The sequence below is a fragment of the Desulfobotulus mexicanus genome, from assembly GCF_006175995.1.
Taxonomy (GTDB): Bacteria; Desulfobacterota; Desulfobacteria; order Desulfobacterales; family ASO4-4; genus Desulfobotulus; species Desulfobotulus mexicanus.
This window is the reverse complement of record NZ_VDMB01000002.1, coordinates 1-23809: the sequence shown is the minus strand read 5'-3', so window position 1 is coordinate 23809 and position 23809 is coordinate 1. Positions and strand designations below refer to the sequence as shown.

General features: G+C 50.4%; 20 protein-coding genes. 9 read left to right on the top strand and 11 right to left on the bottom strand.

Going from position 1 to position 23809, the window contains the following annotated elements:
• The first annotated feature begins 327 nt into the window (after positions 1-327).
• The gene (locus FIM25_RS02060) at positions 328-534 is read left to right on the top strand and encodes a hypothetical protein (protein ID WP_139445791.1); all 207 of its coding nucleotides are present in this window, start codon (positions 328-330) and stop codon (positions 532-534) included.
• A gap of 138 nt (positions 535-672) precedes the next feature.
• Here the strand turns inward: FIM25_RS02060 and FIM25_RS02055 are convergent, their stop codons facing one another.
• From FIM25_RS02055 to map, 3 genes are all read right to left on the bottom strand, one after another.
• Positions 673-1488: a 1,4-dihydroxy-6-naphtoate synthase gene (locus FIM25_RS02055; protein ID WP_246051966.1), complete on the bottom strand. Its 816-nt coding sequence runs from the start codon at positions 1486-1488 to the stop codon at positions 673-675.
• A gap of 19 nt (positions 1489-1507) precedes the next feature.
• Positions 1508-2008: a YchJ family protein gene (locus FIM25_RS02050; protein WP_139445787.1), complete on the bottom strand. Its 501-nt coding sequence runs from the start codon at positions 2006-2008 to the stop codon at positions 1508-1510.
• A gap of 113 nt (positions 2009-2121) precedes the next feature.
• Positions 2122-3027, bottom strand: a complete 906-nt coding sequence (map, locus tag FIM25_RS02045; protein ID WP_179953085.1) for a type I methionyl aminopeptidase — start codon at positions 3025-3027, stop codon at positions 2122-2124.
• 230 nt (positions 3028-3257) lie between these two features.
• Here map and FIM25_RS02040 point away from each other — a divergent pair, with 230 nt between their 5' ends.
• From FIM25_RS02040 to FIM25_RS02015, 5 genes are all read left to right on the top strand, one after another.
• A complete protein-coding gene (locus tag FIM25_RS02040) occupies positions 3258-4238 on the top strand; it encodes a phosphotransferase family protein (RefSeq protein ID WP_139445785.1) in 981 nt (326 codons plus the stop codon).
• A gap of 75 nt (positions 4239-4313) precedes the next feature.
• Positions 4314-4577 carry an acyl-CoA thioesterase gene (locus FIM25_RS02035; protein WP_179953084.1) on the top strand — a complete coding sequence of 88 codons (264 nt, stop codon included), beginning with the start codon at positions 4314-4316 and terminating at the stop codon, positions 4575-4577.
• A 575-nt stretch (positions 4578-5152) separates the two neighbouring features.
• A complete protein-coding gene (locus FIM25_RS02025; protein WP_139445778.1) occupies positions 5153-7159 on the top strand; it encodes a methyl-accepting chemotaxis protein in 2007 nt (668 codons plus the stop codon).
• A 36-nt stretch (positions 7160-7195) separates the two neighbouring features.
• The gene (locus tag FIM25_RS02020; RefSeq protein ID WP_139445775.1) at positions 7196-8338 is read left to right on the top strand and encodes an ABC transporter substrate-binding protein; all 1143 of its coding nucleotides are present in this window, start codon (positions 7196-7198) and stop codon (positions 8336-8338) included.
• Entirely contained in the window at positions 8335-10968 is a 2634-nt protein-coding gene (locus tag FIM25_RS02015; protein ID WP_139445772.1) for a hybrid sensor histidine kinase/response regulator, read from the top strand. Before FIM25_RS02020 ends, FIM25_RS02015 begins: the two co-directional genes overlap by 4 nt.
• A gap of 4 nt (positions 10969-10972) precedes the next feature.
• Here FIM25_RS02015 and FIM25_RS02010 read toward each other — a convergent pair whose 3' ends face one another.
• From FIM25_RS02010 to ilvD, 7 genes are all read right to left on the bottom strand, one after another.
• Entirely contained in the window at positions 10973-11860 is an 888-nt protein-coding gene (locus FIM25_RS02010; RefSeq protein WP_139445770.1) for a DMT family transporter, read from the bottom strand.
• 155 nt (positions 11861-12015) lie between these two features.
• On the bottom strand, positions 12016-13557 hold the full coding sequence (locus FIM25_RS02005) for a 2-isopropylmalate synthase (RefSeq protein WP_139445767.1): 1542 nt from the start codon (positions 13555-13557) through the stop codon (positions 12016-12018).
• Positions 13558-14055: 498 nt separating this feature from the next.
• On the bottom strand, positions 14056-15645 hold the full coding sequence (gene cimA, locus FIM25_RS02000) for a citramalate synthase (RefSeq protein WP_139445764.1): 1590 nt from the start codon (positions 15643-15645) through the stop codon (positions 14056-14058).
• 211 nt (positions 15646-15856) lie between these two features.
• Entirely contained in the window at positions 15857-16189 is a 333-nt protein-coding gene (locus FIM25_RS01995) for a CGGC domain-containing protein (RefSeq protein ID WP_139445759.1), read from the bottom strand.
• A gap of 185 nt (positions 16190-16374) precedes the next feature.
• Complete coding sequence (ilvN, locus tag FIM25_RS01990) at positions 16375-16863, bottom strand: acetolactate synthase small subunit (RefSeq protein ID WP_139445757.1); 489 nt, start codon at positions 16861-16863, stop codon at positions 16375-16377.
• Between the two features lie 12 nt (positions 16864-16875).
• Positions 16876-18570: a biosynthetic-type acetolactate synthase large subunit gene (gene ilvB / locus FIM25_RS01985; protein WP_139445754.1), complete on the bottom strand. Its 1695-nt coding sequence runs from the start codon at positions 18568-18570 to the stop codon at positions 16876-16878.
• Between the two features lie 64 nt (positions 18571-18634).
• Complete coding sequence (ilvD, locus tag FIM25_RS01980) at positions 18635-20305, bottom strand: dihydroxy-acid dehydratase (protein WP_139445752.1); 1671 nt, start codon at positions 20303-20305, stop codon at positions 18635-18637.
• A gap of 433 nt (positions 20306-20738) precedes the next feature.
• On the opposite strand from ilvD, the gene FIM25_RS01975 reads away from it, so the two are divergent.
• Positions 20739-22145, top strand: a complete 1407-nt coding sequence (locus tag FIM25_RS01975) for an amidophosphoribosyltransferase (RefSeq protein ID WP_139445749.1) — start codon at positions 20739-20741, stop codon at positions 22143-22145.
• A gap of 4 nt (positions 22146-22149) precedes the next feature.
• Here the strand turns inward: FIM25_RS01975 and FIM25_RS01970 are convergent, their stop codons facing one another.
• Complete coding sequence (locus tag FIM25_RS01970) at positions 22150-22962, bottom strand: HAD-IC family P-type ATPase (RefSeq protein WP_139445746.1); 813 nt, start codon at positions 22960-22962, stop codon at positions 22150-22152.
• A gap of 25 nt (positions 22963-22987) precedes the next feature.
• Between FIM25_RS01970 and FIM25_RS01965 the strand changes: the two genes are divergently transcribed.
• Positions 22988-23257 (top strand): hypothetical protein, encoded by a 270-nt coding sequence (locus FIM25_RS01965; RefSeq protein ID WP_139445744.1) that lies wholly within the window; start codon positions 22988-22990, stop codon positions 23255-23257.
• Between the two features lie 88 nt (positions 23258-23345).
• The gene (locus FIM25_RS01960; RefSeq protein ID WP_139445490.1) at positions 23346-23651 is read left to right on the top strand and encodes a hypothetical protein; all 306 of its coding nucleotides are present in this window, start codon (positions 23346-23348) and stop codon (positions 23649-23651) included.
• The last annotated feature ends 158 nt before the right edge of the window (positions 23652-23809 follow it).

The window sequence follows — 23809 nt, the reverse complement described above, 5'->3', positions numbered from 1 at the left end:
GCCCAACAACAGGACACAAAAAAGGTCTTTATGTCGCCCGCTAGGGACGATATAAAGACCTTTTTCAGTTCTATTACCTTACGACATCAGCTTTCAAGAGCCGATTTTTCAGGTGCCTGTCTCTGGGGAATCATCAAACCAAACATACTGCAGAATAAATTCCTCCAGATTTTCCAAACTGGCTGCAAGAATAATGTTTCTCACTTCTATTTCTTCCAGACGATTATCAAAATAAGGATTCAGCATCTTCCTAAAGTGCAACGAAAATCGCTATGGCCGCGTTGACCGGAACGACGAAAAAAACACAGACTGCTTCAGGCCGATGCCATGGACCATCTGAAGACTCTCAAGAAAAACGGCGAGACCTTCACCCTTGCCATGGTGGATCCCCCGTCCTACTCATCGGCGAGGGATAAGGGAAAAACCTTTGATATTGCAGAAGATCATCCGGAACTGCTGCACAGGGTTCTGGATGTCATGGAAAAAGATGGGACTGTATTTTTTCCACCAACCATCAGGCCTTTGAGCCCCTGATGGACAGCCTGAAAGTCCGGGAAATCGAAGAGATCACCCAAAAAACCATTCCCGAAGACTACGAGAACAAAAAAAAAAGATACACCGTTGCTGGCGTATCCTTGTCTGAAAAAAATATGAAAATTGATGCCAGCAGCCTCAAAAGGCCATAAAATCCTTTTCACATGCAGGAAAAAGCCCCAGTTCCTCTCCTTTGCGGAAGAAAAAAGCCACGGTTTCCCTGCCCTCTTCCCCCAGATCAATGGAAAAATCATTCACATAAAGGGCAATATGCCTTTCCATGACATCCGCTACCATTTCCTGGGCATGGGAACGGATATAAGGCATGGCCCCTTCGGGAAAACGCCTTGCATGGAGAATGCTTTCGCCGATGGCACGGCTCAGCAGCTCTGCCGAAGAAAGCATATCCCTTCTAAGGGCAATACCCCCCAGAGGAATGGGAAAGCCTGTTGTCTCCTCCCAGAAAGCTCCCAGATCCTGAATACAGATCAGACCATATTCCTTGAAAACAAAACGGCCTTCATGGATAATCAATCCGGCATCAACCAGACCATCCCGCAGGGCGGGCATAATGGTCTCAAAGGGCATGGGCCGCAGATCCAGATCCTTCCCCAGAAAAAGACGCAGCAAAAAAGTGGCTGTGGTATCCAGACCCGGAACAGCAATGACCGAACGCCGCAGCCTGTCCCTGTCCATTGACTCTCTGGCCGTAAGGAGAGGACCGCAGCCCCGCCCCAGAGCCGCACCCGAAGGAAGCAGAGCATAGCTGTCCCTGAGCCTTCCCAGTGCGGCAAAGGAAAGTTTGCTTACAGGATAGAGCCCCTGAAAAGCCCACTGGTTCAGGGTTTCCACATCGGCAAGCACGGCCTCCGGAGAAAAACCGGGACAAGGTACACGTCCATGGATCAGGGCGTCGAAGATAAAGGTGTCATTGGGGCAGGGAGAAAAGGCCAAGCTGAGCCCGGCCCCTTGATTATGCGGCATTGTCTATGCAGCACTTCTTATATTTTTTACCGGAGCCACAGGGACAGGGATCATTGCGGCCTACCTTGGGACCTTCCCTTCGAACCGTCTCCGCCGTAACGGGCTGGCCATCATAAAAATACCATTTTCCATCATCACCCTTACGGAAAAAGGCCCGCTCATGGTGGACATAGCGCTTGCCGTCCTGGGAAAAATGGGCCGCAAACTCAAGATTGCCTTCCGTATCCCCTTCCAGCCCCTTTTCTTTGGCAAGAATTTCAAGGCCATGCCATTGGGAAGATTCAGCCCAGGCCTTGGCACCTTCGGCATCATAATCGCCCCGCTGATCCGGGTGGGTCGTCTCAAAAATATAATCCATGGAAATGCGGGCATAGGCCGTATAACGGGACCGCATAAGGATTTCAGCGGTTGGGGCATTTACAGAACCTGCAATATAGGGTTCACAGCAGGCATCAAAGGTCTGGCCAGAACCGCAGGGACATTGTTCCATTTTTTTTCTCCTTGGTTGTTCTTCAGAGTAAACAAGGCGGCATGATACCCGACTTAAGGGGGAATACTAAAACAAAAGGCCATCCCCTGCCAGATGCATGGCACCATAAAACATCACACAGCCTGCACAAAACTATCCAGAGAAAAGGGTGTCAGGCTTTCATAGCCATCTTCGGTCACCACAATGGTCTGCTCAAACTGGGCGGAAAGGCGGCCGTCTCTGGTAACGGCCGTCCACTTATCCTCAAGAATATAAAGATCTTTTTTTCCTATGTTAATCATGGGTTCCACCGTAAAGGTCATACCCGGAACCAGAGGAACACCGGTACCTTTCTTTCCGAAGTGAAGTATCTGCGGCCCCTCATGAAATTCCAGCCCCACCCCATGGCCCACAAACTCCCTGACCACGGAATAGCCCTGCCCTTCGGCATAGCGCTGTATGGCCCACCCGATATCCCCTGTGGTATTACCCGGCTTTACCATGGCAAGTCCCTGCCTCAGGCTTTCCAGGCTTGCGGCCACCAGTCTTCTTGCCTCGGGAGAAGGAGCACCTATAAAATAGGTGTAATTGGCATCTGCATAATAACCATCCAGAATGGTGGTGATATCCACATTCACAATGTCTCCGTCCGCCAGCACCCTGCCTCCGGGAATACCATGGCAGATAACCTCGTTAGGGGAAACACATACGCTCTTGGGAAATCCCCTGTAGTTCAGAGGGGCGGGAATCCCGCCATTTTTCAGGGTGTGGCGATGCACCAGTTCATTCACATCATCCGTTGTGATACCCGATTTCAGATATTCTGCCACCAGCTGATGGGTCTCCATCACAAGCTTACCCGCCTTGCGTATACCTTCTATCTGCTCTTTGCTTTTCAGACGCACACCATAGGTCTGCTGATAATATTTATTGAGATCCACCTTCAGGGGCTCTTTACGGCTGGCACAACATTTTTTATATTTTTTCCCGGACCCGCAGGGGCAGGGATCATTGCGTCCGATTTTCATCAAAAGCTGCATTGGATGACTTCCTTTTCATGCCTGCTCACAGCCTCTTCGGATCTTACAAACAAAGGACATTCCTTTTCCTGATGACCCAAAAAGCTGCTATGGTAAAATTTCAGGCAAGGCCTGAAAGGAAAGAAAACTATAAAAGAATGTAAGCCAAGTCAACCTTGATGGCAAAAGTTCATGCATATGTCCGGAACTGCGCCCGAATTCCCTTTTTTTCATGACTGAAAAAGACCCCTATGAATACTCAGGAACTGCCACCTTTAATGGATATCCATACCATCCAAACCCTTGCCGGGCACATGGGCCTTGGAAACTGCAAACCAATACCGGACATCTGCCTTGCAGGCAGTCCGGAACGCAGCCAGAGCCGCATGGCTGTGGAAACCAAAAAGGGCATTTTTGTTCTGGAGCGTTTTTCCCTGAATCAGGGGCCCCGTAAAAACCTCATTGCAGATCTCCTTTTCCGCCTTGATGCCTTAGACCTGCCCCACATACTTCTTCCACTGCGGGATGACAAAGGAAGGGCGCTGATCAAAAAAAACGCCGCCTTCTTCCAGTTCACACCCTATATCAAGGGAGAAGAGCTTCCCAGACCGGAATATACCAAAGACAGCTGGCGGGGAAAAGCCTTTGCAGGCTTTATAATCAATCTTTTAAAAAAGGGCACCATGGCCCGTATCAATACCCCACCCTTTAAGATCCTTGCATACATCAGAGAACTGATGCAGATTCTAAAACTCCGTGAAACCTGGCTCCATGATCGCATACTCCCCATAAGCGAGCAAATTGAAGCACATCTTGGCCCGCTTCTGGAATCAATCCCCCTCACCCTCAGCCATGGGGATCTGCACCCGGTTAATGCCCTTTTCGGAAGAAAGGAACTGCTTTACGTCATAGACTGGGAGTTCTGTGGACCCAAGCCAGACATCCATGACACGGCCAACCTCATCGGATGCCTTGGCAGTGAAGATCCCATGGCATTGCAAGGGCCCTTTGTGCGGGATCTTCTCAGAAATCTCAGGGCATCGGGACTAGTATCCCCTGCAGGCTGGCAGGCACTGGCCTCCATGGTGGCAGCCATACGCTTCTGCTGGCTTTCGGAGTGGCTGAGAAAAGAGGATTCGGAAATGATAGATCTGGAATGTGATTATCTGGAGCTGCTTGTATCCCACAGACAAGCCCTTTCCGATCTCTGGCTTTCCCTGCCGGAAAAATGATAGAGATAAAACCATCTGATGCTGGGGCTTTTAAAGACCCCTATTTTTAAACGCCATACCAAGGAATCTTTTTTCATGCAGCAGTTTGAAGCTTTTTTCCCCCATGAAACCCGCATCCGTATCCCCATGTCCATGGTTGATCCGGGAAATGTTGTTTACCACAGCCGTTATCTTGATCTTTACCACGAAGCCCGTGACCGGTATATGGATGCCGCAGGCCACAGCTATGCAATCCTGATGGAAAACAATTACCATCTGGCCGTGGCCGACGCCCACCTGCAATTCCGCAAACCTGTAAGATACATGGAAACAGCCATTATCCGCACCCGTTTCAACTGAATGAAAACCCGAAGCCTTTCTGTAATTCAGGAAATAAGTAAAGAAACGGATGGCATTGAGGAACTCTGTAACAGGGCAGAAATCATACTGGTATGCATAGGCCCGAAATTTACCGCAAGCCACATCCCTGAAAGTTTAAAAGAAAGCATTAGCCGTTTCCAGGCAGCCCAGGTGGAATAAACCTTTTTTAAAGACTTGCAGATGCTTTGATCTTCCTTCACATCTTTATCATCTCTACTGAATGTCCTTTCTTTAGAGAAATAATATACATTTTACGGCAGCCGGGTTTTAAAGACCGGCTGCTCCTTTACCCTTTTCTGTTCCTCAGCACTGGGGCTGAATACTGCGTCACCGCAGAGACACGAACACACAGCGAGATGCAGGACTTCCCGGAGCACCACATATTTTCCTTGATTCTTAAATAAAAATAACTCACTATATCCAAAGTCAGTACCTTAAAGCCTTACCTTAAAGACAAATTCTTTACAGACCCTGCAAAGAAACTAAAGCATTCCTGTTTATACAGTTCTTTCCCCAAATCAACTTACCTGTTTATACCTCTAAGGAGGCCTGCCATGCATTTTTCCATACGCCAGAAACTGCTGTTTGCCTTTTCCATGAGTATCCTTGTTCCCCTTCTGCTCACCTTTCTTTTTCTTGGTATACAGATCCGTAAAACCAGCGTGGAAAACTTCCATGCTGGGGCAGCCAAGGAGCTGACCCATATAGAAGCTGCCATGGACATTTTCATGGAAAATGCCCTGAACACGGTGCGCATGCAGGCACTCAACCCGGATGTCAGAAAGATTAATGAAGAAATAAGCTCTTATAAAGATGCCCGCCGGGAAATGAGCCCCAAAGATATGGAACTCTCGGATCTTGAAAATAAAATCCGGTCTTTCTTCGGGCAGATTGAAAACAGCAGCCCCCATCTTGTGGAAGTCTTCCTTGGAACCCGCTGGGGCGGCTTTACATCCTCAGGCAATTCTCCCATGCCCGCAGGCTATGATCCCAGAGCAAGACCCTGGTACAAAGAAGCCATGGGGGACATATCAAAACCCAGCATTTCCAATGCCTACATGTCCACCACCGGAGAACCGGTCATCAGCCTCATGCATGGAATACAGTCAGAAAAAAATGAACTCGTGGGCATCGCAGGTCTGGATGTGAGTCTTGGCGCTTTGACCAGCCTGATCCAGAGAAGCCAGATCGGAGAAACGGGCTATGTCATGCTGGTGCAGGGCGACGGAGTTATCCTTGCCAACCCCAGAAACCCTGAAACCAACTTCAAAAAACTGACGGAAAGCGGCATTGAAGCCTTCAGGGTTCTCGATAAAACAGACAGAGGGAGCGCATCCCTTGAAATCAAGGGAACAGAATGGCTGGCCGAAGTGCACACCCTTCCGGGACTTGGCTGGAAGCTTGTGGGTTTAATTGAGCGCAGTGAAGTGATGGAAGGCTTCAGGGCAATGATGCGCCTCATGGTAATCATAGGCATCCTTGTTTTTGCTGTTTTCATGGGGCTGGCCTACATCATGGCCCTGTCCCTCTCCACACCCATTCAGAAAACCACAAGAATGCTTCAGGATGTAGCCGAAGGCGAAGGAGACCTCACCCGGAGGCTGAAGGTTCAAAGCAGCGATGAAATCGGCGTTATGGCCACCGGCTTCAACACCTTTATCGAGAAAATCAGAGAAATAGTGGCCGATGTGGTCACCAGAGCCGGTCTTGTTAACAGATCCTCCGGAAAGCTCATGGATATTGCCGCAAACATGGATCAGAAGGTGGACGAAACCGCCCGGAAAGCTCAGGCTGTGGCCACAGCCATAGAAGAAATGAATACCGGTTTCAGTTCCATTGCCGCAGCCATGGAAGAAGCCAACCAGAACACCAATATGGTGGCAACGGCTTCCGAAGAAATGTCCGCCACAATTTCTGAAATTGCACAAAATACGGAAAATGCCAGAGCCATTGCGGATCAGGCGGTAAAGGAAGCCCGAAATGCCACAGAATCCATGGATATTCTGGGCAAAGCCGCCGATGCCATAGGCAAAGTGACAGCCACCATCAGCGAGATATCGGAACAGACCAATCTTCTGGCCCTGAATGCCACCATCGAGGCCGCCAGAGCCGGTGAGTCTGGCAAAGGTTTTGCCGTTGTAGCCAATGAAATCAAGGAACTTGCCAAACAAACCGCAGCAGCCACAGAAGACATAAAGCAGCGCATCAATGATATTCAGGGCAGTACCCACAACACCATCGGCCAGATCAGCACCATCGATAAAACAATCCTTGAAATCAATGATATCATTGCCACCATTGCTACAGCCATAGAAGAACAGTCCGCCGCCACCCGTGAAATTGCAGACAATGTGGGACAGGCATCCAGAGGCCTTCAGGAAGTAACGGCCAATGTGGCCCAGAGCAGCCATGTAATCAAGGAAATCACAAGGGATGTAGGGGATGTAAGCAGTGCTGCAGCAGAAATGAAAATCAACAGTCAGAATGTTGCCGTAAATGCACAGGATCTCCGGTCTCTGGCCGAAGAACTTCAGGCCCTTCTGGGAAGGTTCCGCACCTGAACTCCGTCTATACCTTAATGAAAAAGGAGTGTGACCATGGGGCCATACACAAAAAAACTATCCCTGCTGATTAGCCTCTGCGCCTTCACACTTCTCTGGGGCTGTGAAAAACCGCCTGTCCTGATAGGGTTTTCCGGCCCCCTCACAGGGTCCTATGCGGACCTTGGAATACACGGCCGTAACGGTGCCCAGCTTGCCCTGGAAGAAATAAATGCCCAGGGTGGCATTGCAGGCCGCAGGCTGGAGATGATCAGCCGGGATGACAAAGGGACTGCGGAAGGGGCCATTCAGGCGGACAGGGAACTGATAGAGGCAAAAGTTACGGCCATCATCGGACACATGACAAGCTCCCAGACCCTTGCGGCCATGCCCCTCATTGAAGAAGCCGAAATGGTACTGTTCAGCCCCACCACCTCCACACCGGAACTCAGCGGTATTAAAGATTTCTTCTTCCGCATACAGCCAACGACGGATACTGCTGCAACAGCTCTGGCCCGTTATGCCGCCATGGACATGGATTTAAAGCGTATCGGCTCCGTATGGGACAAAAACAACAAGGCCTTTTCCCTGCCCTTTCACAATGCATTTTCAAAAGAATTTAGCACCCATGAAAGAAGAATTGTACTGGAAAAAAACATTTTTTCTCCTGACAGACCAAACTGGGATGCCCTGGCTGAGGAGCTGGCCGAGGCAGAGCTGGATGCCCTTCTTGTGGTTCTTTCCGCAAGGGATGCTGCCGCCCTGACCCAGGCCATGCAGACCCGAAATGCGGTACTGCCCCTTCTCAGCGCGAACTGGGCCATGACGGAAGAGCTGCTCACCGCAGGGGGCAGAACCGTCGAAACCATGATATTTGCAGGCCATGCCTTCAGTGAAAATCCCACATCAATGTATGAAAAATTTCTTGAAAATTACCACAAGCGCTATGGCCAGTGGCCTTCCTTTGCCGCAGAATATGCCTATGACACAATGCACATTCTGGGCAAAGCCCTCCAGAAAACCGGCGGCCAGAGGAAAGGACTGCCTGAAGCCCTTGTGGCAACAGAAAACTACCCCGGCCTGCGCTGGCCCATTTCCATTGATGCCTATGGCGATGTGGTCAGCTCCATCTTTATCACAGAGGTAAAGGACGGTCAGTTCCGCATTCTCAGCACAATCCCTATGGAGTCCATGCCATGACAGCCGCCTCCATCAGCACCCTGCTCCGCCGCTATCTGGCCCTTCGCCTTCTGCTCCCGGCGGTTTTTCTGGTTATGGGTCTTTCCACCCTGCTGGGATGGCAGCGCTGGCAGGACATTCAACGGGAACAACATCTTCAAACCATGGCTTTGTCGGAATATGTGGCCACCTACCTCAGCTTTTCCAGAGAAATCATCAACCTGATGGCAGAATCCTCTGAACTGGCAGCTTTCCCAGCCATTGTGCCCGAGTTTCTTAAACATTCCCATGCCTTTGAAAGAATTCTCCTCCTGTCGGATCAGGGAGAGGTGCTGGCCACCATACCGCCCCTTGGGTCCCTTAAAGACTACTCAAGACTAATGCCCATGGACCACAGGAACAAAGACAAACAGGATGTCTACATTTCATCACCCTATCAGGCCCCTTTAAGCAGCAATATAACAGCCAGTCTCTTCAGCTATCCAGTAGGCGGTAAACTTGTGGTGGGAGAGCTGAACCTGTTCAGCCTGCAAAATTTCATAACAGGTCTTGGCCAAACAAAAGACAGCACATTTTTCTTTATCACAGACCGCTATGGTAACCTTGTGGCCCACCCGGATCAGAAAATGGTGGCCCAACAAACCAACCTTGGTAATTTTAAGGCTGTGGAACAGGGCCTGAAGGGGCAAGCCGAATTTCTTGGTATCCATAGAATAAGTGGCGTCCACCATCTTTTCAGTGCCGCACCGGTTCTTGGCGGAGACTGGGTGGTATTCACAGCCTGGAACGCCAGAGCAAAATTTTTCTCCGTATTCGCTACCATGGGTATCCTGACTGTTCTGCTGCTGTTTCTTCTCTCCAGCACGGTCTGGCTGCTTCAGCACAACCTGCATGAGGAAGTCTCCCGCCCCCTTGCCATCTTTGCCGAAGCCATGGACAGCCTTGAAAAGGGAGAAGAAAAAAATATCCGCTATCTCGCAAATCTCAAAAAAACACCCTTTCAGGAACTTGAGATTCTTCGTCAAGGTTTTCTGGATATGGCAGATGCCATTGCCCAAAGGGAAAAAGCCCTGCGCAGCAGTGAAAGCAGATTCAGAAACCTTAGCGATGCACTCCCGGAAAGCGTGTTTGAAACGGATTCTTCCTATTCATTTCAGTATATGAACAAAAAAACCATGGAACAGTTCGCTTACACGGAAGAAGAACTGACCAGTGGAATGACTCTGATGGATCTTAGCATTGAGGAAGAACGCAATCTGATTTTTGATTACCTGTGGCAATCCATGGAAAAGGAAGTTATCAGTCCCCTATCCTTCACGGCCCTGAAAAAAAACGGACAGATCTTTGATGCTCAGCTCCATATATCCACCATCCTCACCAATAACAGCCCCAGCGGTATCCGCGGATTCATCATTGATGTTACAAAATCAAAGGAAGAACAGGCCCAGAGACTTGAAATGGAGAGGCGTCTGCTACACTCCCAGAAACTGGAAAGCCTAGGCGTACTGGCCGGTGGCATAGCCCATGACTTCAACAATATCCTTGCAGCCATACAGGGAAATCTGGAACTTGCCCTTCTGGAAATACCCGACAACTCCCCTGCCCTGGAATCTGTTAACCAGGCCAGTACCGCCGTACGCCGTGCCACGGACCTCACCCGGCAGATGCTTGCCTATTCAGGCAAAGGGCAGTTTCTGGTCCAGCGCATCCAGCTCAACCATTTCATTGAAGAAAGCATGACCATGCTCCAGGCAGTCATGCCCAAAACCATCACCATGGAAACCAGATTAGCACCGGAATTACTTGAGATCATGGCAGATCCAGGACAACTGCAACAGGTGATCATCAACCTCATCACCAATGCATCCGAAGCCATGGAAGAACGGCCCGGCACCCTCTCCATTCATACGGGAGTCTGCTTCTGCGAATCAAATTTTTTCCACAACAGCCGAATACTAAAAAAACCTGCTCCCGGTAACTTCGTTTTTCTTGTGGTAAAGGATACAGGTTGCGGCATGGATAAAGATAGCCTGGATCGCCTTTTTGAACCCTTTTTTACAACTAAATTCACAGGCCGGGGCTTAGGCCTTTCTGCGGTTCTGGGTATCATTCAGGGACATGGCGGAGCCATCATGGTGGAAAGCAGGCCGGATAAGGGAACCTCTTTTCAGGTTTTCTTCCCGGCACTCCCCGAAAGCGATTCATGGAAACAGAAAAAAGACCATGGAGACAGCGAGGCAAAGGACGAGGGACAGGAATCTGAGGACAAAGACAAGGGCATGGTCCTTGTAGCAGATGATGAAGAAATGCTCAGAAAACTATACGCTGATGCACTGGAAACAATGGGTTATAAAAGCCTTAGCGCATGTGAAGGCAAAGAAGCCCTGGAAATTTTTCAAAAACACAGCCGGGAAATCATCTGTGTAATCCTTGATCTGACCATGCCCCGTATGGATGGCAAAGCCTGTTTTGAAGCCATACGCAGGATAAAACCGGATATCAGCATTATTCTCTGCAGCGGATACAACGAAGAGGCAGCCATGGACATCTTTCCTGAAGATTCTCCATCCCGCTTTCTTAAAAAACCCTTTTCCATGGCTGCCCTGCAGTTTGCCATGGAAGAACTGACCGGAACTGACAAAATATCCTGAAAAATCATCCCTTGCTTCTACCCGCCAAAATGCCCCCTCCCACAATCAGCAGACCTCCAAGAATTGTCATAGGGTGGAGTACTTCCGCCCACAGAATTGTTCCAAGAATGCTGGCAAAAAAAACCGTGGTGTAGGTAAAAGGTCCAATCCGTGCAGAAGGTGCCATGCCATAGCCATAGGTAAGAAAGAGCTGCGCCACAAACCCCACGGCACCAAGGCAGAAAAAAAGCCCTGCCAGTGAAAGATCCGGAGTCTGCCATGAAGACAGGGCCGCAGGTGCAGAAAAAAGAGTGGCTAAAATTGTAAACCAGGCCACCACACGAAAAGGCGGCTCCGTTGATCCCATCTTCCTGACGGAAGCCATGGCAATGGATGCAAAAAACGCCGACACCAGTGCCACGAGAGCTGCGGGATGGATTTCATGGAAACCAGGGCGAAGAATCAGAAGAATCCCCAGAAAACCGATTAATCCTCCTGCGGCATGAACAGGACCCAAAGGCTCCTTCAGCCAGACACGAGCCACAACGGGAGTTAACAGGGGACTGGTGTAGGATAAAAGAACCGCCTCCCCCAAAGGAAGCACACTTAAGGCGTAAAAATAGGCATACATGGCCGCAAGACCACTACAGCAGCGAAGAAGATGTAATGAAAAATGGCTGGTTTTCAGACCAAGCCTGGAACCCGGCCCCAGAAAAAGCTGGGGTATAATAAAAAAACAGGTGGCTGCATTCCTGAAAAAAACAACCATGGAATTGGACATTTCTGCGGACACAGCTTTAACAATGGCCCCCATCAGGGCAAGGAAGAAACCCGCGAGGGTAAGAAAAAGTGCACCACCAGCCACGGCTCCGGCAGGGGAGCGGAAAAAAGCCTGCAGTTCATTGATTTTCATCAAAACTCCGCAAAAACCCGAAAGCCGATATCCCAAAAGGGATCATCGGCTTTGGATGTTATTGTACAAAAAGGCCCCGAAACTCCACGATCTTTCAGACATAGACACTTCAAATCAGGAAAAGATACCCTGCCTGTTTGCAAGTGATTCACATATCAGATCGTCTCCCTGCTTCGATCCGGATTCTGCTGTATGGCCACAAGACGGTTCAGGCCATTGACAAAGGCCCTCGCACTGGCCGTGACGATATCGAGATCCGCCCCCCTTCCCAGAGCCACGTCTTCTCCTTCTTTAATCCGCACCGTAACCTCACCCTGGGCATCCGTTCCCCCTGTAATGGCAGAAACCGTAAAACGCAGCAACTCAGGACACATACCCGTCAGCTGCATGATGGCATTGAAAACGGCATCAATGGGACCGTTACCGCTGGTGAATACAGGACCAAGCAGCACGCCTTCACGCTTGATGGTAACCCCTGCCATGGGATGGAAAGTATTACCGCAGGATATCTGAATATCCCCCACTTCAAAGACATCATTGGCCCGGAGTACACTTTCCGTGACCAGAGCTTCCAGATCTTCATCCTGAATACTCTTTTTCTTATCAGCCATGGCTTTAAAACGGGCAAAGATAACATTGATCTCGTCAGGCTCCAAAGTATAACCCATGGCTTCCAGACGGGCACGGATGGCGGCCCTGCCGGAATGCTTGCCCAGAACAAGATTGTTCTTGGCAAGGCCCACGGTTTCCGGCTGCATTATCTCATAGGTCATGGGATTTTTCAGAACCCCGTCCTGATGAATACCGGATTCATGGGCAAAGGCATTGGCTCCCACAATGGCCTTATTGGGCTGGACCATCATACCGGTAATTTCTCTGACCGTACGGCTCACGGGATAAATCTTTGTGGTATCAATGCCCGTTTCCAGACCGAAAACATTTTTCCGGGTATTGATGGCCATGACCACTTCTTCCAGGGCAGTATTTCCGGCACGCTCACCAATGCCGTTAATGGTCACTTCCGCCTGACGGGCTCCTGCCATGAGGGCTGCCAGAGTGTTGGCAGTGGCAAGTCCAAGATCATTGTGACAATGCACGGACAGTACAACATTTTCAATGCCCGGCGTGTTGGCCAGCACATAACGAATGAGGGCTGCGTATTCTTCCGGTACAGCATAGCCCACCGTATCCGGCAGGTTCAAGGTGGTGGCCCCTGCTTCAATCACAGCGGCAAAAACCCTGCAGAGAAAATCCTTATCCGAACGGGAGCCGTCTTCTGCGGAAAACTCCACATTGTCCGTGAAGGTTTTGGCATAGCGCACCGCTTCAGCAGCCTTGGCCACCACCGTATCCGGGTCCATCTGAAGCTTGTACTTCATGTGCAGATCGGAGGTTGCAAGGAAGGTATGGATACGGGGGTGCTTTGCCTCTTTGATGGCATTCCATGCCTTGTCAATGTCTGCCTTTGAAGCACGGCAAAGGGCTGCCACCTGCACCCGTTCCACGGAGGCTGCAATGCGACGTACCGCATCAAAGTCACCCTCACTGGCCGCAGGGAAACCCGCCTCAATAACATCCACACCCAGCTCTTCCAGACGTCTTGCAATGCGGATTTTTTCCTGGGTGTTCATACTGGCACCGGGCGACTGTTCGCCATCCCGCAGGGTGGTATCAAAAATAATTACACGATTATTCATCGGGATTTCCTTTCAGGATCATAAAGAAGCGGACAGATTCATCTGACCATCATTTTTTTATCGTAAGTATTCAGCACATTTTATTCAGAAATTCCAACGCTGAAATTTCAGCAGCTTCGTACTATTGCAAGGCACCCTGGCTGTTTGCAAGTGACATTGCAATCGTTTCGGATCAGAGCTTTGTCCGGCACTCAAGCCATAAACCCAGAACCTGCGATGAAAATAATGGGCTTTTGCAAGCTTGAGTGCCGGAGTGCTAATAAGAAGCAGCAAACTGTCTGAGCCGCCACAAAGGCAGCGTACGAAAGTCTGCTATGGTAATAAAAAAGCTCATCCTGCCTGTGGCTGCGAGTTTTTGCCGCTTCCGCACAGGGCAAGAAGCTCCCGAATAAGATTGCGTCACAGGCAAATAGCTTGGGTGCCTGTGCATCTCTATCTGGCAGGCATGATACCTGGAAAATTATGCTGAACAATTACAAAAAACAAAGTCCTGCCAGCCTAAATCTCGGAAGACCCCAGCTTGTAGTGGAAACTGTCCGCAAGGGCCTGCCAGCTGGCTTCAATAATATCTTCGGAAACGCCAATGGTACTCCATATGGTATCAGGATCTCTGGACTCAATGAGTACACGCACCTTGGAAGCCGTCCCCCCTGCCCCGTCCAGCACACGGACCTTGTAATCCACAAGCTGCATATGGGCCATATCTCTTGGGTAAAAACATTCCAGCGCCTTGCGCAGGGCATTGTCCAGAGCAGATACAGGCCCGTCTCCGGAAGCGGCACTCATTTCCTCACCAAAAGGTGTATCAATATGCACAACGGCATGGGAGCTGCAATGCCTGTCCTTGTCCTTTTCCACAGTAACACGGAAATTTTTCAGCTGGAAACGGGGCTTGAAACGACCAGCCATGCGTTCCACCAGAAGCCGGAAGGAACCTTCCGCCGCCTCAAACTGATAACCCTCCTGCTCAAGGCGCTTGATTTCGGACACAACTTCCCTGGAGTCAACACCCTCCATATCAATGCCCATTTCCTTTGCCTTGTAGGTCACATTGCTCTTGCCGGAATAATCACTCATGATAACCCGACGCTCGTTCCCCACCAGCTCCGGCGTCATATGCTCATAGCCCCTTGGCTCCTTGAGAACCGCAGACACGTGGGCACCACCCTTATGGGCAAAGGCACTTTTTCCCACAAAGGGGCGACTGTTTAAGGGAGGCACATTGGCCGTCTCACTGACAAAACGGGACAGACTTTTTATGCGGGCCAGACGCTCCGGCACCATGCAATCAATGCTCATCTTCAGCTGCATCACAGGTATAATGGATGTGAGATCCGCATTACCGCAGCGCTCTCCGTATCCGTTGATGGTTCCCTGAACCATGACAGCACCACTGCGCACGGCGGTAATGCTGTTGGCAACGGCAAGGTTTGAATCATTGTGCGCATGGATCCCTAACTTCAGAGGACGCTTATCTTCAAATGAGCGCTCGGCAAACCAGCCCTTCACATCTTCCATGATGGCTTCGATTTCATGGGGAAGACTGCCGCCGTTGGTGTCACAGAGGGTCAAGACCTCAGAACCGCCTTCCCATGCGGCAGCCAGGGTTTCAAGGGCATAATCCCGGTTATCCTTGTATCCGTCGAAAAAATGCTCTGCATCATAAATCACTTCCCGACCCAGAGAAACAAACCAGCCAACGGACTCACGGATCATGCGCAGATTTTCTTCGAGGGTATTCTCCATGATACGCTCGATATGGAGATCCCAGGTTTTACCAAAAAGGGTGATTACCGGTGCCTCACTTGCGGCCAGCGCCTTGAGGAGAGGATCATCGCCCGGTTTCATACCCGGCCTGCAAGTGGAACCGAAGGCAGCAAGCTTTGCGTTTTTAAAGGTAATGGATCTGGCAGCCTCGAAAAAGGCCGTATCCTTGGGGTTGGCTCCGGGCCATCCGCCTTCGATATAATGAAAGCCCATATCATCAAGGCGCAGGGCAATCTTCATTTTGTCTTCAGCGGAAAAATTGATGTGTTCTCCCTGGGCGCCGTCCCTCAGGGTGGTGTCATAGAGAAGCATGGATGTCATGGTAACCGCCTTTATGGTTCATACCCGGCCTCTGCCGGGGAAAGGGTCTTTTTCACGGGATACCTTATCCTTAAATAAAGGCCCCTTACCGAAAATATCTGAAAAGAGATATTTCCGGCTGCCTGGATTAGCCGGAACTTAATCCGGGTAATCCAGAAAACCGGAACAATTACTGTTAAGAGACAACATAAAAATTAAGGATACAAAATAATCAGTGGGTATAATCAAGGATCTTAATATCAGGACCAAGCTTCTTTTCTACGGCTGCTTTCATGGTTTCAAAGTGGGGACAGGCAAAATCAATGGGATTTCCCTTTGATATACAGGAAGCAAAGGCAATAAGCTCAGCACCTTTATCCACCATCATTTTTGCCCGCATCACAGCTTTTTTTCCCGGACATCCGCCGCAGGAGACAAATCCAACCACATCTGCTGGGCCTGTTTTTTCAAAGGCAAGCTTACCCTGCCCTGCCACCTTGAAATCCATTGTTCCGGCACAGATATCCTCGGTCTGCTGGCAACGGATAATACCTGCTTTTTTCATACAGCTAATCCTTCCAAATCATTTATTATACAAAATTCATGCAAAGGCTTAAAAGACCTGCCCTCTTTCTTAAGGAAGAACAGGTCTTTTATTTTAAAATCTACTCCACCGCCAACTGATACAAAAAAGTACATTCCTTACCTCTGGAGAGCATCTTCTGCCCTCCAGGGGTAAATTCAAAAAAATTAATGCATTTCCCTGACCAGAGCAATGCTGCCTGTGCGGGCAATTTCCTTGATACCCATGGGCTGCAGCATGTTAAGAAGGGCAGAAAGCTTGTCTTCGTCTGCGGCCACTTCAAGGGTATAGTGATCCGGACCGGAGTCCACAATCTTGCACCGGAAAATATCCACAATACGCAAAACTTCCGCCCGGCTTTCCGCACGGGCATGTACCTTTATCAGGGCCAGTTCACGCAATACATGGCGCTGATCAGTAAAATCCAGCACCTTGATTACATTGATGAGCTTATTCAGCTGCTTTTTAATCTGCTCGACAATGTGCTTATCCCCCCGGGTAATCATGGTGATGCGGGAAATACCCGGCTCCATGGTTTCCGCCACGGAAAGGGATTCGATATTGTATCCCCTGCCGGAAAACAGCCCTGTAATGCGGGAAAGCACACCGGGTTCGTTGTCCACCAGAATGGAAAGAATACTTTTGTCTCCGTTCATTTTGCCTCCGTATCAGACCAAGAGCATGTTGGTGATGGGGGCTCCGGCAGGAACCATGGGATACACGCATTCCTCACGGGAAACCATAAATTCCATGATCACAGGGCCTGGAGTCGCAAGTCCCTTTTTCAGAACCTCTTCCACTTCATCCGGTTTAGTTGCCCTGAAACCGGCAGCGCCATAAGCCTCTGCAAGCTTAACAAAATCAGGAGCATGGGTCATGTCTGTCTGGGAGTAATTCTTCTTGTAGAAAAGCTCCTGCCACTGACGCACCATGCCCAGATACTGATTGTTCAGGATAACAATTTTCACAGGCAGCTTATTCTGAACCGCCGTGGCCATTTCCTGAATATTCATCTGAATTGAGCCGTCCCCTGCCACATCCACAACCACCTTATCCGGAAATGCCATCTGAGCACCTATGGCCGCAGGGAAACCATAGCCCATGGTACCAAGACCGCCGGAAGTCAGCCACTGATTGGGTTTAGCAAAATGATAATACTGGGCCGCCCACATCTGATTCTGTCCAACTTCCGTACTGATAATTGCATCGCCTTTGGTCAGCTCAAAAAGCTTTTCAATTACATACTGGGGCTTGATGGTTTCACAATCCTTCTGATTGTAGCCAAGAGGATTGGTATCCTTCCATTTTTTTATCTGAGCCAGCCACTCCGTACGCTCCGGCCCTATCACAGCAGGATCTTCGTCATCCAGAAGCTGGTTCAAAGCTTCCAGGGTCAGACGACAATCTCCCACCACAGGCACATCCACGGTGACATTCTTATGAATGGACGTTGGATCAATGTCCACATGGACAATGGTGGCCTTGCTGGCAAACTCGTCGGTTTTGCCCGTCACCCTGTCATCAAAACGAACACCAATGGCAAGAATCAGATCCGCATCGGAAATGGCCATGTTCGCCCGGTAAGTGCCGTGCATACCCAGCATTCCCAGCCAGAGTTTTTCATCCGTACCCGGATAGCTCCCCAAACCCATGAGGGAACCGGTTACGGGGATATTGGTTCTCTGGGCAAGCTTTGTCAGGGCCTCGGATCCCTTGGAAAGCACCACTCCACCACCTGTGAAAATAATGGGCTTTTTTGCTTCCTTGATCAGGTTCACCACCTTGGCAAGCTGCTTGGTGTTGGGATGGTAGGTGGGATTGTAGGATTCCATGTGGACACCCTGAATCGCCTGATAAAGGGTACGGCTGTTGGTAACATCCTTGGGAATATCAATGAGTACAGGGCCGGGACGTCCGGAACGGGCAATGTAAAAGGCTTCCTTGATGATACGTTCCAGCTTGGTTATATCCTTCACCAGATAATTGTGTTTAGTGCAGGGACGTGTAATCCCGACAATATCCACTTCCTGAAAGGCATCATTACCAATGAGACTGGTGGGAACCTGACCGGTAATCACCACCATGGGAATGGAATCCATGTAGGCCGTGGCAATACCCGTCACCGTGTTGGTGGCACCGGGACCGGAGGTTACCATGCAGACACCGACCTTACCCGAAGCCCTGGCAAAACCATCTGCCGCATGTACGGCACCCTGCTCATGGCGGACCAGAATATGATTGATATCATATTGTACCAGTGCATCATAAAAATCGATGACAGCGCCGCCGGGATAGCCGAAAACCGTATCCACGCCCTCGTCCTTGAGCGACTGCCAGAGAATTTGTGCGCCTGTCAACTCCATAGGGATCATCCTTCGTTTTGGGTAAAAAAAACTGGTTCAAAAATCTAAAAAGAACAAAAATAAATCACCCGTCCAGCACAGCGCCTCTGCTTGCGGAAGACACCCTCTGGCTGTAACGGGCCATGTAACCCTTTGTAATTTTCGGTGCAGGCGGCATCCATGAGACTTTCCGCTTTTCCAGCACCGTATCATCCACCTTCAAAGAGATACTTTTCTCTCTGATATTAATGGCAATAATATCTCCTTCTTCCACAAAGGCAATGGGGCCGCCGCTACTGGCTTCGGGAGATACATGACCAATGGCTGCCCCTCTGGTTCCACCGGAGAAACGACCATCCGTGATCAATGCCACATCCCCGTCCAGCCCCATACCTGCGATGGTGGAGGTGGGCGTAAGCATTTCACGCATCCCCGGACCACCCTTAGGACCTTCATAACGGATCACCACCACATCACCTTTGCGGATTTCCCCAGCCATGATGGCAGCGGAAGCAGCCTCCTCGGAGTTATAAACCCGTGCAGGGCCTTCATGGACCATCATTTCATCCCGAACCGCAGACTGCTTTACCACACAGCCTTCGGGGGCAAGGTTGCCGAAAAGAACTGCAAGACCTCCCTGCTCATGGTAGGGATTATCCAGAGGCCGTATCACATCCGTATCCAGCACCCGGCTTGTGGCTATATTCTCCGCAACGGTTTTACCCGTCACCGTCATGCAGTCTCCGTGAATTCTGCCAGCATCGGAGAGGACCTTCATCACAGCAGAAATACCACCTGCGCGATTGAGGTCTTCAATGTGGTCCTTACCGCCGGGGCTTAAGGAACAGAGATGGGGGGTTTTAGCGCTGACCTCATTGATCATATCAAGATCAATCTGTACCCCGGCTTCGCCTGCTATGGCCGGAAGATGCAGCACGGTATTGGTGGAACAGCCCAAAGCCATATCCACAGCCAGGGCATTCTCAAAGGCCTTTTTTGTCATGATACTGCGGGGAGTGATGCCTGCCTCAAAGAGTTCCATCACCTTCATGCCCGCATACTTGGCCATGCGCTGCCGTTCCGCCATTACCGCAGGCACCGTACCATTACCGGGAAGCCCCATACCGATGACTTCCGTAAGACAGTTCATGGAATTGGCCGTAAACATACCGGAACAGGAACCACAGGTAGGACAGGCTGCATCCTCTATAAGCCTCAGTTCCCTTTCATCCATGGTACCCCTTTTTACGGCACCAACAGCCTCGAAGACGGAAATAAGATCCACCTTCTGACCCGGCTTTTCAGGATGCTTGCCCGCCAGCATGGGACCACCACTTATCACCACCGTGGGCAGATCAAGGCGGGCTGCAGCCATGAGCATTCCCGGCACAATCTTGTCACAGTTGGGAACCATGACCAGACCGTCAAAGGCATGGGCCGTAGCCATGACTTCAATGGTATCGGCTATCAGTTCACGACTGCCGAGGGAGTAATGCATGCCCGTATGATTCATGGCAATACCGTCGCACACACCAATGACTCCAAAGGTGACGGGAAGCCCGCCAGCCATATAAATACCGGCCCTGACAGCTTCCACAATCTTATCAAGGTGTACATGACCGGGTATGATGTCATTGGCTGCATTGGCAATACCGATTATCGGCCGTCGGATTTCTTCGTCCGTGTACCCCATGGCCTTGAAAAGGGATCTGTGGGGCGCTCTTTCTATGCCGTCTTTCACTTGCCCGCTGCGCATGGACACTCCTTTCGTACATGTAAAAAACAAAAAACCGTTACCAGCTGTCAGGCTGATAACGGTTCTGATTCTTCCGTTAGGCGGTTACAATGCCATTACCAAGCCCGGTCCTCAAGCGGTGGCGCCACCACCACGAGAACGATAAGCACGAGAATAAGGCTGGTAAGTACAAAATTAAACATTGGCTGTCATTCCTTAAAAATCTTTATTTGAAACTGTCCTTTAACAGTGCAGCCCCCTGCTGTCAACACCCTTTTTCATCAGAAATACGCATCCTTGATACTTTTTTTCTGTACTTGAAAGCCAATGAAGCCTATAAAGCCCCCTGTCTGAAACAATGAAGATCCGGCATGCAGGATGGGCATATCTTTACATCCTGCCTTATGACTTTATACTGAATAATCAAAAAAAAATCCAACAAAAGGGGAGCATCATGGGGGGCGTGTTCGGAGTGGCCCGGAAAACGGATTGCGTGGGAGATCTTTTCTACGGAACAGATTATCTGTCCCATCTCGGCACAAAACGGGGCGGCATGGCAGTTGCCGGGCCTGCGGGCTTTACCCGTAAAATCCACAGTCTGGAATCCACCTATTTCCGCACCCAGTTTGAGCCGGATCTTGGTCTCTTTTCCGGCAATATGGGCATTGGAGTAATCAGCGACACGGATGCCCAGCCCATGGTTTTTTCATCCCACCTGGGTCGTTTTGCCCTGGTAACCGTAGGTAAAATTGCAAACATTGAAGCCCTGACAAAAGAAGCCCACCAGAGACGCTATGCCTTCAGTGAATCTTCCGCCGGCGATGTCAACCCCACCGAAATAATAGCCATGCTCATCAGTGCGGAAGAATCCTTTGAGGCAGGCATTCTTTCCGTACAGGAAAAGGTAAAGGGCTCCTGCACCTTTATCATCTTAACGGAAAAAGGCCTTTACGGTTGCAGGGATCTTCTGGGAAGAACACCTCTGATTCTTGGAGAAAAGGAAGGAAGTTTTGTTTTTTCTTCGGAGTCCAGTGCCTTTGTCAACCTTGGTTATGAACCTCTGATGGATCTGGGTCCCGGAGAATCGGTCTTCATCAATCCCATGGGCTGGGAAAAACGCATCCCTGCAAAGGATAAAATGCAGATATGCTCCTTCCTCTGGGTTTATTACGGTTACCCTTCCTCCAATTATGAAGGCATCAACGTGGAAGCCTTCCGCTACCGCTGCGGTGCGGCCATGGGCGCAAAAGACAGCGTAGCCGCAGACTTTGCCGCAGGCATTCCGGATTCCGGTATCGGCCATGCAGTAGGGTATGCCAATGCAAGGGGAATCCCCTATCAGCGGCCCATCGTCAAATACACCCCCACCTGGCCGAGAAGCTTCATGCCCCAGAATCAGAAAACCAGAGCTCTGGTTGCAAGGATGAAGCTGATTCCCAACCGCAGCCTCATTGAGGGAAAATCCATGGTTCTGATGGATGACTCCATTGTGAGGGGCACCCAGCTTTCGGACAATGCACGGGTTCTCTATAACTACGGCGCTGAAAATGTACACATGCGGGTAGCCTGCCCCACTCTTATTTTTCCCTGTGAATTCATTAATTTTTCCACATCAAGGTCATCCCTTGAGCTCATCGGCCGAAAAGCCATTCTGGATCTTGAAGGCAATGAAACGGGCAACATCCACCGCTACGCCGATGCCAGCGATCCGAAAAATGCAGAAATGGTGGCATGGATACAAAAACGAATGAAACTGACATCCCTTAAGTTCCAGACTCTGGAAGACCTTGTGGGAGCCATCGGTCTTCCCAAGGAAAAACTCTGCACCCATTGCTGGGATGGTTCCAGCTACGGCCACTGAGAGCCTACTCCCGGAAAAGACGCCGGGATCGGTAGAGCCTCAGGGAATTATTCACCACGGTGAGGCTGCTCAGGGCCATGGCCAGTGCCGCAGCCATGGGATCCAGATGACGAAGCATGGCCGGAAGAAAAACAAAGGATGCCAATACCCCTGCGGCCACTGGAATGAGAAGCACATTGTAGCAAAAAGCCCAAAACAAATTCTGGCGGATTACCCTCAGACTCACCCTGCCCATCCTGAAAACCATGGGGACCTGAGAAAGACGCCCCCCGGCCAGAACCACACCACCGCTTTCCATGGCCACATCCGTTCCGGAACCCATGGCTATCCCCAGATCAGCAACGGCAAGGGCAGGCGCATCATTGATACCGTCCCCTACCATGGCCACCCTGCGGCCGGATTTCTGAAGCTCTTGCACCGTAAGGGACTTTCCTTCGGGCCGAACTTCGGAAAACACCTCATCCACGCCGCAGGCAGAAGCTGCGGCTGCGGCACTTTCCGGCGTGTCCCCTGTCATGAGCACCGTACGCATACCCATGGATTTCAAACGGGACACCACTTCCGCAGCTTCCGGTCTCAGGGTGTCCGCCACGGCAAAAAGGCCAGCAAGCCTTCCTCCCATCCCAAGGGCCAGAACGGTTTTCCCCTCCCTGCGAAGCTTTAAAATTTCCCCTTCACCGAATGCCATGTCCACACCTTCATCCGCCACCCAGTCCGGCCGACCAATTAAAATGGCATGACCATCCACCAAAGCCTTGACACCGGCACCTCCCACACCTGCTGAAATTTTCTGTAGGGGGAAGAAACAGTCCTTCATTCTCTGCGGCCTTCCCGGTTTTATTGTGCCTTCTTCGCCGGGGGTTACCCACACGGCCTACCTCATGGCAGATCTCTCCATCGACCTTTCCCAGCAGGCTGCCATATCTTTTGAGAAAGAACCCGCCCGTTTCCGGGATGTGATTTTTCAGTCTTTGAAAAGGGCTGTGGATGCATCTAAAAATACGGAAATTACGGAAGAAAACTTGCAAAAGAGCCTGATTGATGCTCTAAATGAGTCTTTCCATGACGCTCCGGTACTCCGGGTGGTCTTTACCCGCATTTCCATGGGTTGAGCTTTCATAAAGGGCTTCTTATTTTTATGAAAAAGTCCTTAAGGGCTTTGTTTTTTGATTTAAGAAACCTTTTTAAGGGGAGGCCATCATGACGACCATACCCAATCTCAATATGGTGATTCAACAGGGAGGGGCCGTACGGGAAGCCCATAATCTTAAGGCGCAGCCCTATGATTCCTCCCAGGCTGCCAATGCTGTACAGCCGGAGCGGGATGCCCGCAGGCGTGAAGAAGTACAGCTCAGCGAAGAAGCCTTTAAAGCAGGGAGAGATGGTAAGGAAGGCAGGCAGGAAGGCCGGGATTCGGAAAAAAGGGAAGGGCAGGAGAAGCAGGAGAAAGCGTTGGAAACGCAGCACTCCGGAGGCGTGGGAAGTCTTGTGAATACCCGGGCCTGACATCTTTTGGAAGAGGACTCTGTGGATACGCTTCTTTACTGGGTTGCCATACCCATGGTGGCCAATATTTTTCTGATATTTTTTGTGATTCTGAGTCTGCGTCGTCTGATGCGCCGCCTGGAGGATGAGGCCGTGCATAAGGCACGGCCTCATCCTCC